A 13,765-nucleotide genomic window follows, 5' to 3' on the forward strand; every position below is an offset into this window, starting at 1 on the left:
CTGAGATCAGGGTAACGCCCCCCTGCACTGCTACGCCTCCACGAAAAGCAATCAATGTGACGCGTCACGGCTGATGCTTTCGATCCAGTCGATGTAGCGCGATACGCGAACGTTGTAGACCACCTGGCCATAGAACCCCGCCTCGAGCGCATGCTCTGGAACCGCAGTGATCCACGAACCAAGCCCCACCAGCTGCGGCGTTCCGTGATCATCAATCACCAGCGGACCGCCGCTGTCACCGTTGCCGAGAACCCCCTCCAGCGGCAGGGCCTGCGGTGGCGGATCGAAGCGGTACCAGAGATACCGTTCGTTGCCGCCGGTAATCGCGTTGAATGCCCGCCGCAGGGTCGTGCGATGCGGGCCGCCCGGCACCAGCCCTACGACGCCATTGCCGGTAGCCCCCTTTCCTATCAGGGCCGCGATCTGCGCGACTTCGGCAGCACCGCGATAGAGCGCTACGGGCTGTACATCCTTTACAGCAGTCGCAAGCCTGATCAGTGCGATGTCATCCGATGCTGCCAGGAACGCGTGGATCCTGGAGGGATTTCCTGTCGCCAGCGCCTCCTTGCCCAGGGCCTCCGGCATTCTTCTGAAACCGGGATGCACGAAGACGCGCTCGACCGCATAGGCGCGTCCATTGATGGAGATGGATTCTTCCATCCCTTCCATGGGTGCCGCATGCGCTGCGGTCAGTACCCAGCGCGGGGCGATGAGAACGCCATGTCCTTCACCCGGCATGTCAGCCAGCGCCGGGAAGACAGAGGCATCGATCTGATACCGGGCGTCGTCGATGTCATCACGGATGACCACGGCACCGGCAGTGAACGGGAGCGCAGCAAGCGCCAGGAAAAGCCAGCGGTTCATGGGGTCGTCCTCCCTGCGGTCGATCGCTATAGCCTAGCCGAGGGCATTGCCGCGGCGCAGACCATGCGACCAACGATGATATCCAGCGACGAACGCCAGGAATGCGAGCGCAAAGCCCTGCGGCCGACAGCCGCCGGGGCCGAGCAGTCTGTCCAGATCGGTTCCAGGCTTGTCCGACACGTCGTCCTGCGAAGCCACATTGGTGCACGGACCGGGCCGCGTGGGCCCGAGCCTCAGCGGGAGGTTCAACGCGCCGCGATTCTCCCGACCAGGGTATCGATCGCCGCCTCCATGGCACGCGCGGTCCGGTCGCCGCTCTGGTTGGTGATCACGAAGATGCCCAGATCGTGCTCCGGCATGATGTAGATGTAGCACTGCGAGCGTGGAACGCCACCGTGGTGGGCGTAATAGACACCCTTCTGGCGATCGCCAGCGACGATGTTCCAGAAATAGCCAATGCTGAACTCGTCGTCGAATCTGGCCAGAGTGCGATGCGATTCCTGCACCACCGGGCCGTTGGCCAGCTGGAACTGAAGGTATTTCACCATGTCGGGCACTGTTGCCTTGACGTTGCCGGAAGCGCCCCACGGCAACTGTGGCATCGGCGAGGTCGGCACCGGATTGTCGCTGTGGTAGCCGATGGCAAGACGGTCTTTTTCCGCATTCCCCAGTTTGATCCCGATGCTGGTCATTGCTGCGGCGTCGCTGAAGAAGCCACGCAGCAATGACGTGTAGTCGGTCTTGTAGACGCCTTCCAGAATGTGGGCCGTCAGCTCCGTCCCGGCACTGGAGTAGGCGTACTCTTTCCCGGGCATCCGTGGGATCCGCACGGCGTGCAGATCCCGCAGGAAATCCGGCTTGCCGTAATGCGCATAGAGGGCACTGAGTTCACCGGGCACGCGGTGATCGGTGAAGTCCTCCAACACGGTGTTCGCCCGCTCCGGCAGCATGTTCGGCAGGCCACTGGTGTGTGACAGCAGGTGACGGACCCGTATGGGCTCGCCCTGGTACTGCAGGTTCGGATAGTCGCCCTGCAGGTAGCTGCGAACGTCATCCTCCAGGCCCACCCTGCCCTCAAGCACCGCACGGGCCATCAACGTGCCCGCCAGGGTCTTGCTCAGCGAGCCGATCTCATACAGCGTTGCGTCGGTCGGCACATCGGGCTTGCCGGCTACCATCTCGCCGCGGTGACGGATGAAGGTCTTGCCCCGGTACACCACGCCGATGGAGGCCGAGTGCAGCAAAGGCTGTTCGATCAGGGCCTGGGCCACCTCGTCGACCGCCGCCCCCACATCGCTCGGCGGAGTCTTCCTGCCCTCGCAGCCGACGGCAAGGAGCACTGCGGATAGCACGACGACATTGAGCCATTGCCGGTTTCGGGTAGTCGTTGACATGGATTCCATGCGCCGGCGCTTGAAGGTCGTGGGAACGGGCGCTCACGATAATCGATTGCCATGAGCGGCTGAAGGTGCCATCCGGCACCTCCGGTCGCGCCCCTCCCTGGAGGCCCCCTGCCCCCCCGTCAGCGCTGGTAGTCCTTCAGGAACATCCAGGTGATCAGCGTGGCGTCCGGCCCCTTCGGGTCGGTGAATGGCAGGCCCGACTGGCTGCCGCTCCAGGCATGCCCCATGCCCTGCACCACGTAGTGCTGGACCAGCGTCCTGCCACCGTAGGCGTAGGTGTCGACGGTATACGCGCGGCCGGCCGGCACCTGTCCGTGATAGGTGCTGGTCGGCACGTACTTCACCGAGTCGTTGTCCAGGCCGTCGTCGGCCAGGTCATTGGTCTGCAGGAACTGGCGCACGGCCTGCTGGCCGTTCACCGGATTGACGGTGAGATCGGCGCTGCCATGGAACACCAGCACCGGCAGCGGTCGCGGCGACGGCGAACCCGAGCACTGCCATGCCAGGCGGCCATTGCTGTCCGGCGAATAGATGCTGCCGGCCAGCAGTGCGTAGGCGCTGCCGGAAATCGTGGTCGCGCCCTTGAACATGCCACCGGAGTGGATGGCGCCGGCAGCGAACACATCCGAATAGCAGGCCAGCATGATCGAGGTCATCGCACCACCTGCCGAAATGCCGGTGACATAAACCCGGCGCGGATCCACGCTGTAGTCCGCTTTCACCTTGTCCACGATGCCGGCCAGGATCGACGCTTCGCCGCTGTCGCGGGCCTGGTTGATCGGCAGCTGCCAGTTCCAGCAGCGGGCCGGATTGGAGGTGACGTTCTGCCGGGGGTAGACCACGATGAACCCTTCGGTGTCGGCCACATCATTGAAGCCTGACGCCTCCCCCATCAGGTTGGGCCCGTTGACGCAGCCGTGCAGCACCAGCAGCAACGGTAGCGGCTGCTGGTCGTCGTAGCCGGCCGGCACCCACACCTGGTACTCGCGGGCGCCGAACAGATTGCCGTACAGGCCAACGTCCCAATGCCCGGCCGGGCCTGCGGCGAGGGCACTGCCCGCCATCGCCAGCCAACTGCACAGCACCAGCAGTGCAACCTTGATCGAATCGATTCCGGATTTCATGGCCAGATCCTCATGCGTGAGTCGTGGATGAAGTGGTACCGGGACGCGCTTCCGGCTGGGGGCGCGCCCAGTATCCGCATCCAGCGGCCGCTGCCGACTGGACCTAGGTCCACTCGCCGCTGCGTGATGACACCGCTAGCCTTGGCTGCAGGATGGCAATGGGCCATCTGCAAGCAGCTGCCTGGGGGAGGACCGAATGAAACGGAATTGCCTGAGTCTCATGATCGGCGCATTGCTGGCCTCCGGGCCGGTACTGGCACAGGAAACGCCCCAGGCCACGCCGACGGCGGCCAGGACTGCATCACCCACCAACCTGGACAGCATCAAGGTCACCGCGCGCAAGCGCGAGGAAACCCTGCAGGAGGTCCCGGTAGCGGTTACCGCATTTACCTCCGAAGCGCTGGACAAGATGAATGTCCAGGACATCAGCGACCTGGATGCGCAGGTGCCCAACCTGACCATCTACGCCGCCCGCGGTGCCAGCAGCACGGTCACCGCCTACATCCGTGGCATCGGCCAGTCCGACCCCACCTGGGGCGCCGATCCGGGCGTGGGCATCTACCTGGATGACGTCTACATCGCGCGCCCGCAGGGTGCGCTGCTGGATGTGTTCGATGTCTCGCGCATCGAGGTGCTGCGCGGCCCGCAGGGCACGCTCTACGGCAAGAACACCATCGGCGGCGCGATCAAGTACATCTCGCGCGGCCTGCCGACCCAGACCGAGGGCTTCGCCCAGGTCACCGTGGGCAACTACAGCCAGTTGGATGCCAAGGCAGCCATCGGCGGTCCGATCGGCGGTGCTGACAGCGGCCTGCGCGCCCGCGTGGCGGTGGCCAGCATGAACCACGACGGGTTTGGCGAGAACACTTTCAACGGCCAGCCGGTCAGTGACAAGCAGATCAACGCGGCACGCCTGAACCTGGGCGCGTATGCGGGCGACGACTTCGACGTGCAGTTCGCACTGGACTGGATCGACGATCAGTCCGGCATGCGCGGCTCGAAGATGCTGGCACCCAATCCGTTCCTGCGCGCCTACCCACCGATGGACAGCCGCTATGACATCCGCTCGGGCATGCGCAACCTCAACAACGTGGAGAGCAAGGGCGCCTCGGCCACGGTGAACTGGCGGCCGAACGAAGACATCGCGCTGAAATACGTGGTCGCCAAGCGTGAGTCGGACAGCGAGGCCAACATCGACTTCGATACCGCCCCGGTCAAGCTCGCCGACGTGGGTGGCACCTACCACGACGACCAGGTCAGCAACGAAGTGCAGTTGAACTACGATGCCGGCGGCCGGGTGCGCGGTGTGGTCGGCCTGTACCAGTTCAGTGGCGAGGCTGGCGGGCAGATCCAGAACAACTACTTCAGTGCCCAGTTCGCCGACAACCAGGGCAAGGTGCTGACCGACAGCATCGCGCTGTACGCGGACTGGACCTTCGACCTGACCAGCAGACTGAAGCTCGATGTCGGCGCCCGCTACACCGACGAGGACAAGCGCGCGATCGTGCTCAACCGCCTCTACGCCGACCCGGGCTTCAGCCGGCCGGTGGCGGTGACCGCCGATTTCGACAAGAAGACCAATTTCAGGAACGTCTCGCCCAAGGTCTCGCTGGACTACCAGATCACTCCGGACATCATGGTCTATGGCCTGGCGACGCGTGGCTTCAAGTCCGGCGGCTACAACATCCGCGCCAACGCGGTGGCGGTACCGCGCTCGGCGGAGCCGTTCGATGACGAGACCGTGGACAGCTATGAGGTCGGCAGCAAGATGGCCTTCCTCGACCAGCGCCTGTTCCTGAACCTGTCAGCGTTCTACAACAAGTACAAGGACATCCAGCTGTCGGTGTTCACCGGCCTGGATACCAATGGCGATGGCATCGATGATTCCTTCTTCGGCGATTTCACCAATGCCGGCGCCGGTACCGTCAAAGGCCTGGAAGTCGAGTATCAGTACCTGCCCAGCCAGCACTGGCTGATTTCCGGCAACCTGGCGTGGCTGGATACCAGATACGACGAGTACATGGACCGCGGCATCAACGTGGCCAGGCAGATGAAGTTCACCAATGCGCCGGAGTTCTCCGGTGCGTTCAACGTGGAATACCGCACCGACCTGGCCAACGGCAGCAACCTGTCGGCACGGGTGAGCTACAGCTACCAGAGCGAAGTGTGGCCGACCACCGACCTCAGCCCGGTGATCCGCCAGCAGGGTTACGGGCTGGTCAATGCCGGCGTCATCTGGCGCCTGGATGATGCGTGGACCTTCTCGTTGCAGGGCACCAACCTGGCCGACAAGGAATACCGCACTACTGGCTACAACATTCCTGCAGTCGGCACGCTGATTGGCTTCTATGGTCCGCCGCGCCAATATAGCCTCAGCGTCCGTTACGATTTCTAGCGCATCCGTTACGATCTTCAGGAAGCTTCTGCATGACGCAGTCTTACGACGACCTGTACTGGAACAGCGACGATGGCCTGCGCCTGCACGCGCGCGACCATGCAGCGGATGCCCGGCAGGCGCCCCGCGGCACCGTGGTCTGCATTCCCGGCCTGACCCGCAATGGTGCCGATTTCGATGCACTGGCCGAAACACTCACCGCCGAGGGATGGCGCGTGATCGCCGTCGACCTGCGTGGCCGCGCCGGTTCAGAACGTGCGCACGATCCGTCCAGCTACAACCCGCGCACCTACGCAGATGACATGGTCGCGCTGCTGCGCGCGCAGAACATCGACAAGGCGGTGTTCGTCGGCACCTCACTGGGCGTGCTGGTGACCATCACCCTCGCTTCGCGCGCGCCCGAGCGGGTCGCGGGCGCGGTGCTCAACGATGCCGGCCCCAGGGTGCCGCGTGAGGCGCTGGCACGGATCGGCAAGTACGCCGGCAAGCCGGTACCGCCGATGGACCTGGTGCAGGCCACGGCCTACGTGGAATCCATCGGCAAGGCTGCGTTCCCTCGCTTCAGCGCCGACGACTGGCGGCAGATGGCGGTGCGCACCTTCCGCCCGCGCAGCGATGGCCTGCTGGAACTGGACTACGACCCGGCAGTGATCCGAACCACCCGGCCATGGCTGCTGTGGCTGTTGCGTCCCCTGCTGTGGCGTGCGGTTCGCGGGCTGACCGCCCGGGTGCCGGTGCTGGTGGTACGCGGTGCGCTGTCCGACATCCTGCCGGCCGATGTGGCGCGGCAGATGGCGGCCACCTCGGAAAGTGCCCGTCTGGTGGAAGTGCCCGATGTCGGCCACGCTCCGATGCTGTCCGAACCAGAGGCGCGTGACGCGATCCTTGCCTTGCTGGAGCGTGTGGTGTGAGTGCGGACAGCGACCGGCCTCCCGCCCTGCAGGCGGTGCAGCAGTGGGCCGCCAGTGAGCGGCTGAGTGGCGTGACCTGCCTGGACCAGGCGCGCATCGATGCCTTTGCCGACGCGACCGGCGACCACAACTGGATCCATGTCGATCCAGCGCGGGCACAGGCGCAGATGCCGGGCGGGCGTACCATCGCACACGGCTTCCTGCTGCTCTCGCTGACGGTGGAGGACGATGTGGCCGCCCTGGCCGGCTTCCCCGGCATCGCCCATGTGCTCAACTACGGCTTGAACAAGGTCCGCTTCCTGGCGCCAGTGCCGAGCGGGTCCGAGGTGCGGGTACGCTCGCAGCTGGTGTCACTGGATGCGCGCCAGCCCGGCCAGTGGCTGCTGATCCAGCGCAAGGCCGTCGAGCGGGTCGCCGATGGCGAGCTGGCACTGGTCGCTGAGCAGCTGTCACTGATCGTGATCACGCCCTAGCACCACCCCGCCCGATTCTCTCCCTACACTGGAGCGATGTTGACGCCCTCCATCGTCCTCTTCGCCTGCATTGCATGGACCGCACTGCTGTTTGGCGTGGCGCTGTGGGGCGAGCGCCGGGGGCACCGGCTTTCGAAGGCATGGCCGCTCATCTATGCACTGTCGCTGGCCGTGCACTGCACCGCGTGGACCTACTACGGTGCGGCCTCGCAGGGGCGGCAATGGGGTTTCCCCATTCCACCAACCCTGGCCGGCATGGCGCTGATCTTCGCGTTCGGCCTGCCGTTCCTGCTCCGTCTCGGGCGGCTGGCCAAGCAGCACAACAGTGCTACCATCGCCGATCTGGTCGTTGCACGACTGCGTGCCGATCGCGGCCTCGGCTTCACCATCACCCTGGTGGCGCTGTTCGGCATCATTCCGTACATCGCACTGCAGCTGAAAGCCGTCAGCCAGGGGCTGGGCACCCTGCTGGGTGATGGGTTCGCGCCTGCCGGTGCGCAGCTGGACATGTCGTTCTGGTTCGCGCTGACGATGGCCGCGTTCACCCTGCTGTTCGGTGCACGCAAGGCCTCGGCCACCGAGCCCAACCGCGGCATCGTGGTCGCGCTGGGCCTGGAGTCCGTATTGAAGCTGGTGGCGCTGCTGGCCATTGGCCTGTATGCGGCGTTGTCCGTACACAAGGCCGGCACACCGCTGCTGGAGAAGATGGCGCAGCTGCCACCACCGGCCATCGTGCCGGACTATCTCACCATGGTCGCGCTGGGGGCGATCTCCGCGTTCACCCTGCCGCACCAGTTCCATGTTGGCGTGGTCGAGCTTCGCCAGACATCGAACCTGAAGACGGCACGCTGGATGTTCCCGGTCTACCTGCTGCTGATCGGCCTGCCGTCGGTGCCGATGGCATTGGCCGGCGCCGCGCAGCTGCCGGCCTCGGTATCGCCTGACCTGTACGTGCTGGCGCTGCCGCAGGCCGGCGGCCATCATCTGCTGGCGCTGCTGGCCTACCTGGGCAGCCTGAGCGCGGCCACCGGCATGATGATCCTGTCCGGGCTGACGCTGTCGATCATGCTTGGCAACCATGGATTCGGTTCGCGCCTGCTCGGCGGCATCGGGGGCGGCGTGGCCAATGCCGATCTGCGCCCGCGCGTGCTGGCGTTCCGCCGTGCCGGCATCCTCGCCGTGTTCCTGATGTCGTGGCTGTACAGCCGCGCGATGAGCGACACCGAGGCACTCAGCGATTTCGGCCTGATGTCCTTCACCGCCCTCTCGCAGCTGGCACCGGCTGTGCTGCTGGCGGTGTATCGCCCACGTACGCCCTCCGCGGCCATCATCGCCGGCATCGTGCTGGGCTCATTGGCCTGGCTGTGGCTGGTACTGCTGCCGATGGTGATCCCGGCCGCGACGCCGTCGGTCGGCGCCGACGGGCTGCACTGGTTGTCGGTGGTCTCGCTGCGCGTGCAGCCGGGCCATATCGCGATCAGCATGGGGGCCAGCCTGGCGATCAACCTGCTGACCGTGGCCCTGGTGTCGCGGGCCGTGCGTCCGTCATTGCCGCGGCGGCGGGATGCGGTGGCTGCGGCGTCCCTGCGCAGGACCGCCGGACGCTTCCTTGGCCAGGAGCGTGCGCGCCAGCTGCTGGAGGGCCACGCCGGGCAGATGCTGGATGACGACCGGGTCACCGCCGTCGAGCGTGAGCTCACGGCCGTGGTGGGCGCAGGCATGGCACGGCTGCTGGTCGAAGCCGCACGCGAGGGCGGCGCCGCGCCGCTGGATGCGGTGACCCGCGCCGTCGGCGAAGCTACCCAGGTGCTGCGCTTCAACCAGCGACTGCTCGAAGCCGCGCTGGAGAACATGAGCCAGGGCATCAGCGTGGTCGATGCGCAGCTGCAGCTGGTGGCCTGGAACAGCCGCTACGCCGCGCTGTTCAAGTTCCCGCCGGAGCTGCTGCAGGTCGGGCAGCCGGTGGTCAACCTCACGGCGTGGGCACTGGGGCAGCTGAAGATCGGCGATGGCCCCGGCGACACGCCCACCAGGGCGTTGCAGCGCCGCGTCGCGCACATGCGCCGTGGCACGCCGCACCTGTCGGAACGGATATTTCCCGATGACACCATCGTCGAGATCCGCGGCAACCCGATGCCGGGCGGTGGCTACGTGGCCACCTTCACCGATGTCACGGCGTTCCGCCGCGCGGAGGATGCGCTCAAGCGCAGCAATGAAACGCTGGAACGCCGCGTACAGGACCGCACCGCGAGGCTGCAGCAGGCGGTCCAGGAGGCCGAGCGCGCGAACGCGGCGAAAACCCGCTTCCTGACGGCGGTCGGCCATGACCTCATCCAGCCCCTGCATGCGGCCCAGCTGCTGACCGAGGCGATGTCGCAGCACATCGAATCCGAGTTCCTCGACAGTTTCCTGCGGCAGATCCGCGGCGCACTGGATTCCACCGATGACCTGCTGTCCGGCCTGCTCGATATTTCGCGACTGGAAGCCGGTGGGTTGGTGGCCGATCCGCGCCCGTTCGCGCTGTCGACGGTGCTGGATCCGCTCGCGCAGGAGTTCGCGGTGCTGGCGGCGGCGCGCGGCCTGCAGTTCCGCCATGTGCGGAGCCAGGCCTGGGTCCATAGCGATCCCCTGCTGCTGCGCCGGGTGCTGCAGAACTTCCTGGCCAATGCCATCCGCTACACCCGCCATGGCGGTGTGTTGCTGGGTGTGCGCCGCCAGGGGCAGGCACTGATGATCGGCGTGCATGACACCGGCCCCGGCATTGCTCAGGAGCAGCAGGCGGTGGTGTTCGAGGAGTTCCACCGGGTCGACCGCAGCAACGGCCAGGGACTGGGACTGGGCTTGACCATCGCCCACCGCATCGCCGATCTGCTGCATGCACCCTTGCACCTGCGCAGCGTGCCCGGGCACGGCTCGGCCTTCTCGATCAGCGTGCAACGCGCAGCACCGCCAGTGACCCCGCGCAGTTCGGCACCGACGGGTGGCAGCAACGCCCTCAAGGGTATCCGCATACTGGCAGTGGACAACGACCCGGACGCGCTGGAGGCGATGCGGCAACTGCTGCTTTCCTGGGGCTGCGACGTCATCGCGGCAGGCAGCGCCGATGCCATCGGGCCCTCAGCGCACGAGGCGGCGCTGTGGCTGTTCGACTATCACCTGGATGACGGCGATACCGGTGTTGCGCTGTGGCAGCGGCTTGCGGACATGCATGGACCGCGGCCGACGGTGATCCTCAGTGCGGATACCGGCAGCGATACACGCGAGGCGGTGCGCGGCGCTGGGCTATCCCTGCTCAACAAGCCGTTCAAGCCGTTGGCGTTGCGCTGGGCGATCAACCACCTGCTGGCGGCCACTGCCACGCGCTGACCGTTCAGGGCTCGGGCAGCTCTTCGATCAGCCGGGACGGATCGGCCAACCCCATTTCGTGCAGCACGCGGATGGCCTGCGCGCGGTTGCGTACGCCCAGCCGCTCCATGATGCGTGTCATGTGCGCCTTGACCGTGCGCAGCTGTACGCCCAGCCGGTCGGCGATCTGCTTGTTGAGCAGGCCCTCGGCCACCAGCCCCAGCACTTTGTATTGATGTGCGGACAGGCTGGCCAGGCGCGCGGCGAGGTCGGCATCCCTGCTGAACGGCGCCACGCGCGCCACCGGCTCGCGCAGCAGCGCCGGGATCCAGCGTTCGCCCTCCAGCACGGATTGCAGCGCGGACTGCAGCTCGTTCAAACCCGAGCTCTTGGGCAGGTAGCCCGCGGCGCCGAGGTCGATGGCGCGCCGGATCACCTGCGGCTCCTCGTTGGCGGAGACGATGATGATCGCCAGGCCCGGCTGCAGCGCACGGATGGTCGCCAGCCCGGCCAGCCCATGGTTGCCCGGCATGTGCAGGTCCAGCAGCATCAGGTCGATCGACTGGTTCTCGATCGCCTCCAGCACGCTGTCCAGTGAATCCGCCTCGCTGATCTGCAGATCGGCGACCGCCTCTTCCGCCGCGCGATGCAGTGCCGCACGGAACAAGGGGTGATCATCGGCGATGAGCAGGGTTGGCATGTCCTGGCGAGATTATCAAATCGGGTGCGCGCGGGAACAGGTACCTAGGTACGCTGGTACAGCAAGAAGGGCTTGCTAGTGTGGTGAGGAGAAGGCCAGCGACCGCAACGCCGCCCACGAGGAAATGCCATGTCATCCGCCCCCACTCCCGATGCCCATGCCTATCCACTGCTGATCAAGCAGCTGCTGCTGATGCCGCTGGCGGTGAGTCCTGAACAGGAAATCGTCTACGGCGACCAAGTCCGATTCGATTACCGCACCCTGCAGGTGCGCATCGGCCAACTGGCCGGCCTGTTGACCTCGTTGGGCGTCGGCCACGGCGACACGGTGGCGGTGATGGACTGGGACAGCAACCGCTACCTGGAGGCCTACTTCGCGGTTCCGATGATCGGTGCGGTGCTGATGATGGTGAACGTGCGCCTGGCCCCCGAGCAGATCGCGTACACGCTGAACCACAGCGGCGCGCGGCTGATCCTGGCCAACCGCGAGTTCCTGCCGCTGCTGGACGCCATCGACGAGCAGCTGCCGGACCTGCGCACGCGCATCCTGCTGGACGATGCCGGTGGCCCGCTGCCGCCTGGCTTCGCCACCGAGTACGAAGCGGGGTTGCGCGGTGCCACGCCGGTCGTCCGCTTCCCGGACTTCGACGAGAATGCCCGTGCCACGGTGTTCTACACCACCGGAACCACCGGATTGCCCAAGGGGGTCTATTTCAGCCACCGGCAGCTGGTGCTGCATTCGCTGGCGGCGATGGCCGCGCTCGGCGGCGCACCCCGCCAGGGACGCCTGCATCGTGACGATGTCTACATGCCCATCACCCCGATGTTCCATGTGCACGCGTGGGGCCTGCCCTACGTGGCTACCGCGATGGGCATCAGGCAGGTCTATCCGGGGCGCTACCTGCCTGCGAAACTGCTGGCGTTGATCGCCCGCGAAAAGGTGACCTTCTCGCACTGCGTGCCAACCATCCTGCACATGCTGCTGGAGCACCCGGACGCCGCGCAGACCGACCTGGAGGGCTGGAAGGTGATCATCGGCGGTGCCGCGCTGCCCCGTGCCCTGGCGCAGCGCGCACTGGCGCGGGGCATCGACATCTTCGGCGGCTATGGCATGTCCGAGACCTGCCCGCTGCTCACCATCGCCCAGATCGACGTGGACAGCGTGACCGATGCCGACGAGGTGCTGTCACTGCGCACCAAGGCCGGCATTCCGGTGCCGCTGGTGGACCTGCGCATCGTCGACCCGGACATGGGCGATGTCGTCCACGATGGCGTCGCCACCGGTGAGGTGGTGGCGCGCGCCCCCTGGCTGACCCAGGGCTACCTGCACGATCCCGAGGCTTCGGCAACGCTGTGGGCGGGCGGCTACCTGCACACCGGCGACATCGGCAACATCGACGAAGCTGGCTACCTGCGTGTCACCGACCGCATCAAGGACGTGATCAAGACCGGGGGCGAATGGATCTCCTCGCTCGCGCTGGAAGACATCATCGCACTGCACCCGGCGGTCAGCGAGGTCGCGGTGATCGGTATCGCCGACACGAAATGGGGCGAGCGGCCATTGCCACTGGTGGTCAGGAAGCCGGGAAGCCATGTGGCCGAAGCGGAGATCATCGAACTGGTCGCGGCGCGCAGCCGTTCCGGAGACATCTCACGCTATGCGATCCCGGAGCGCGTGAGCTTCGTGGATGCAATCGAGCGGACCAGCGTGGGCAAGATCAACAAGAAGAAGCTGCGCGGGCTGCATGATCCGGTCCTTGGCACCGGCGGGCGATGACGGCCTCTGCCGGCACCGCTCAACCGCGCGACGCCCCACCCTGCAGCAGCTGGACCCAGCTCTGGAATCCCTCCAGGAAGCGCTGCAGGCGCTTGCGCGTCGCCGCGTCGAAATCTCCCGCGTCATCGTCGTAGGCGGCCGCTGCTTCGGCCACATAGAGCTGTGGCGAGGCCATGGTCAATGCGCCCATGGCGGTCAGTGTATGGCGCAGCTGCGACTGTGCCAGTTTGGTGCCCCAGCGGCCCGGCGTAGCGCCGATGATCGCCACCGGCTTGGCCGAAAGGACCATGCGGTACTCGGCATCGTCGCGGGACAGCCAATCGAGCGTGTTCTTGAGTACGCCGGGCAGTGACTGGCTGTACTCCGGCGTGGCGATCAGCACGCCGTCAGCGGATGCAATGGCCGCGCGCAGGCGCTTGACCCCGGCAGGGCCGGCCGGGTCGGCGGCTTCCAGGTCTTCGTCGAACAGCGGAATATCGGCGATGGTGTCATGCACGGTCAGCAGCAGGCCCGCAGGCGCGGCGCCTGCTGCAGCCCTGACCAGGCGCCGGTTGTAACTGTTGCTGCGCAGGCTGCCGGCAAACGCCAGGATGTTCAGCGGTGGAGGGGTGTCGGACATGCGGGATTCCTCGGATACGTCGGCGCGGGGTCACGGGCCAGGCATCGACAGCGCGGGTGGGCGAGGGCCAGACTGGATCTGCAGAGGATCACGGTTCCGGCGGTGTAGTGCCTTCGTCCTTGCTGCTCCCTCTTCCAGGGCGAACAGGGCGCGGC

At 66.2% G+C, this 13,765-nt stretch carries 10 protein-coding genes; 5 read left to right on the forward strand and 5 right to left on the reverse strand.

The genetic code is table 11. The features are described 5' to 3' along the window. Window positions 1-51: 51 nt before the first annotated feature. The 3 genes from AC5P67_RS09430 to AC5P67_RS09440 form a co-directional block, all read right to left on the reverse strand. Window positions 52-864, reverse strand: coding sequence for a S1 family peptidase (locus tag AC5P67_RS09430; protein WP_005413506.1), 813 nt, complete (start codon window positions 862-864; stop codon window positions 52-54). 245 nt (window positions 865-1,109) lie between these two features. Next, entirely contained in the window at window positions 1,110-2,258 is a 1,149-nt protein-coding gene (locus AC5P67_RS09435; protein ID WP_032966823.1) for a serine hydrolase domain-containing protein, read from the reverse strand. Window positions 2,259-2,386: 128 nt separating this feature from the next. Continuing rightward, window positions 2,387-3,391, reverse strand: a complete 1,005-nt coding sequence (locus AC5P67_RS09440; RefSeq protein WP_005413508.1) for an extracellular catalytic domain type 1 short-chain-length polyhydroxyalkanoate depolymerase — start codon at window positions 3,389-3,391, stop codon at window positions 2,387-2,389. A 196-nt stretch (window positions 3,392-3,587) separates the two neighbouring features. On the opposite strand from AC5P67_RS09440, the gene AC5P67_RS09445 reads away from it, so the two are divergent. The 4 genes from AC5P67_RS09445 to AC5P67_RS09460 are packed head-to-tail and all read left to right on the forward strand — an operon-like array spanning window position 3,588 to window position 10,536. Further along, window positions 3,588-5,786: a TonB-dependent receptor gene (locus tag AC5P67_RS09445; RefSeq protein ID WP_229298670.1), complete on the forward strand. Its 2,199-nt coding sequence runs from the start codon at window positions 3,588-3,590 to the stop codon at window positions 5,784-5,786. 32 nt (window positions 5,787-5,818) lie between these two features. Further along, a complete protein-coding gene (locus tag AC5P67_RS09450; protein ID WP_005413510.1) occupies window positions 5,819-6,697 on the forward strand; it encodes an alpha/beta fold hydrolase in 879 nt (292 codons plus the stop codon). Continuing rightward, window positions 6,694-7,170 (forward strand): MaoC family dehydratase, encoded by a 477-nt coding sequence (locus AC5P67_RS09455; protein WP_005413511.1) that lies wholly within the window; start codon window positions 6,694-6,696, stop codon window positions 7,168-7,170. Before AC5P67_RS09450 ends, AC5P67_RS09455 begins: the two co-directional genes overlap by 4 nt. A 36-nt stretch (window positions 7,171-7,206) precedes the next feature. Next, window positions 7,207-10,536: a hybrid sensor histidine kinase/response regulator gene (locus tag AC5P67_RS09460; protein ID WP_495214619.1), complete on the forward strand. Its 3,330-nt coding sequence runs from the start codon at window positions 7,207-7,209 to the stop codon at window positions 10,534-10,536. A 4-nt stretch (window positions 10,537-10,540) separates the two neighbouring features. Here the strand turns inward: AC5P67_RS09460 and AC5P67_RS09465 are convergent, their stop codons facing one another. Continuing rightward, entirely contained in the window at window positions 10,541-11,215 is a 675-nt protein-coding gene (locus tag AC5P67_RS09465; RefSeq protein WP_005409749.1) for a response regulator transcription factor, read from the reverse strand. 129 nt (window positions 11,216-11,344) lie between these two features. Here AC5P67_RS09465 and AC5P67_RS09470 point away from each other — a divergent pair, with 129 nt between their 5' ends. Beyond that, complete coding sequence (locus AC5P67_RS09470; protein ID WP_049459999.1) at window positions 11,345-12,991, forward strand: fatty acid--CoA ligase; 1,647 nt, start codon at window positions 11,345-11,347, stop codon at window positions 12,989-12,991. A 19-nt stretch (window positions 12,992-13,010) separates the two neighbouring features. Here AC5P67_RS09470 and AC5P67_RS09475 read toward each other — a convergent pair whose 3' ends face one another. Beyond that, window positions 13,011-13,610, reverse strand: coding sequence for an NADPH-dependent FMN reductase (locus AC5P67_RS09475; protein ID WP_329754363.1), 600 nt, complete (start codon window positions 13,608-13,610; stop codon window positions 13,011-13,013). Between the last annotated feature and the right edge of the window lie 155 nt (window positions 13,611-13,765).

This window comes from Stenotrophomonas sp. YJH_SMC_21 (genome assembly GCF_059369555.1).

Coding starts and splice junctions, on each gene's coding strand:
- AC5P67_RS09465 (WP_005409749.1), bottom strand. CDS start 11,215: ATGCCAACCCTGCTCATCGCCGATGATCACCCCTTGTTCCGTGCGGCA.
- AC5P67_RS09470 (WP_049459999.1), top strand. CDS start 11,345: ATGTCATCCGCCCCCACTCCCGATGCCCATGCCTATCCACTGCTGATC.
- AC5P67_RS09430 (WP_005413506.1), bottom strand. CDS start 864: ATGAACCGCTGGCTTTTCCTGGCGCTTGCTGCGCTCCCGTTCACTGCC.
- AC5P67_RS09440 (WP_005413508.1), bottom strand. CDS start 3,391: ATGAAATCCGGAATCGATTCGATCAAGGTTGCACTGCTGGTGCTGTGC.
- AC5P67_RS09475 (WP_329754363.1), bottom strand. CDS start 13,610: ATGTCCGACACCCCTCCACCGCTGAACATCCTGGCGTTTGCCGGCAGC.
- AC5P67_RS09435 (WP_032966823.1), bottom strand. CDS start 2,258: ATGTCAACGACTACCCGAAACCGGCAATGGCTCAATGTCGTCGTGCTA.
- AC5P67_RS09445 (WP_229298670.1), top strand. CDS start 3,588: ATGAAACGGAATTGCCTGAGTCTCATGATCGGCGCATTGCTGGCCTCC.
- AC5P67_RS09450 (WP_005413510.1), top strand. CDS start 5,819: ATGACGCAGTCTTACGACGACCTGTACTGGAACAGCGACGATGGCCTG.
- AC5P67_RS09460 (WP_495214619.1), top strand. CDS start 7,207: ATGTTGACGCCCTCCATCGTCCTCTTCGCCTGCATTGCATGGACCGCA.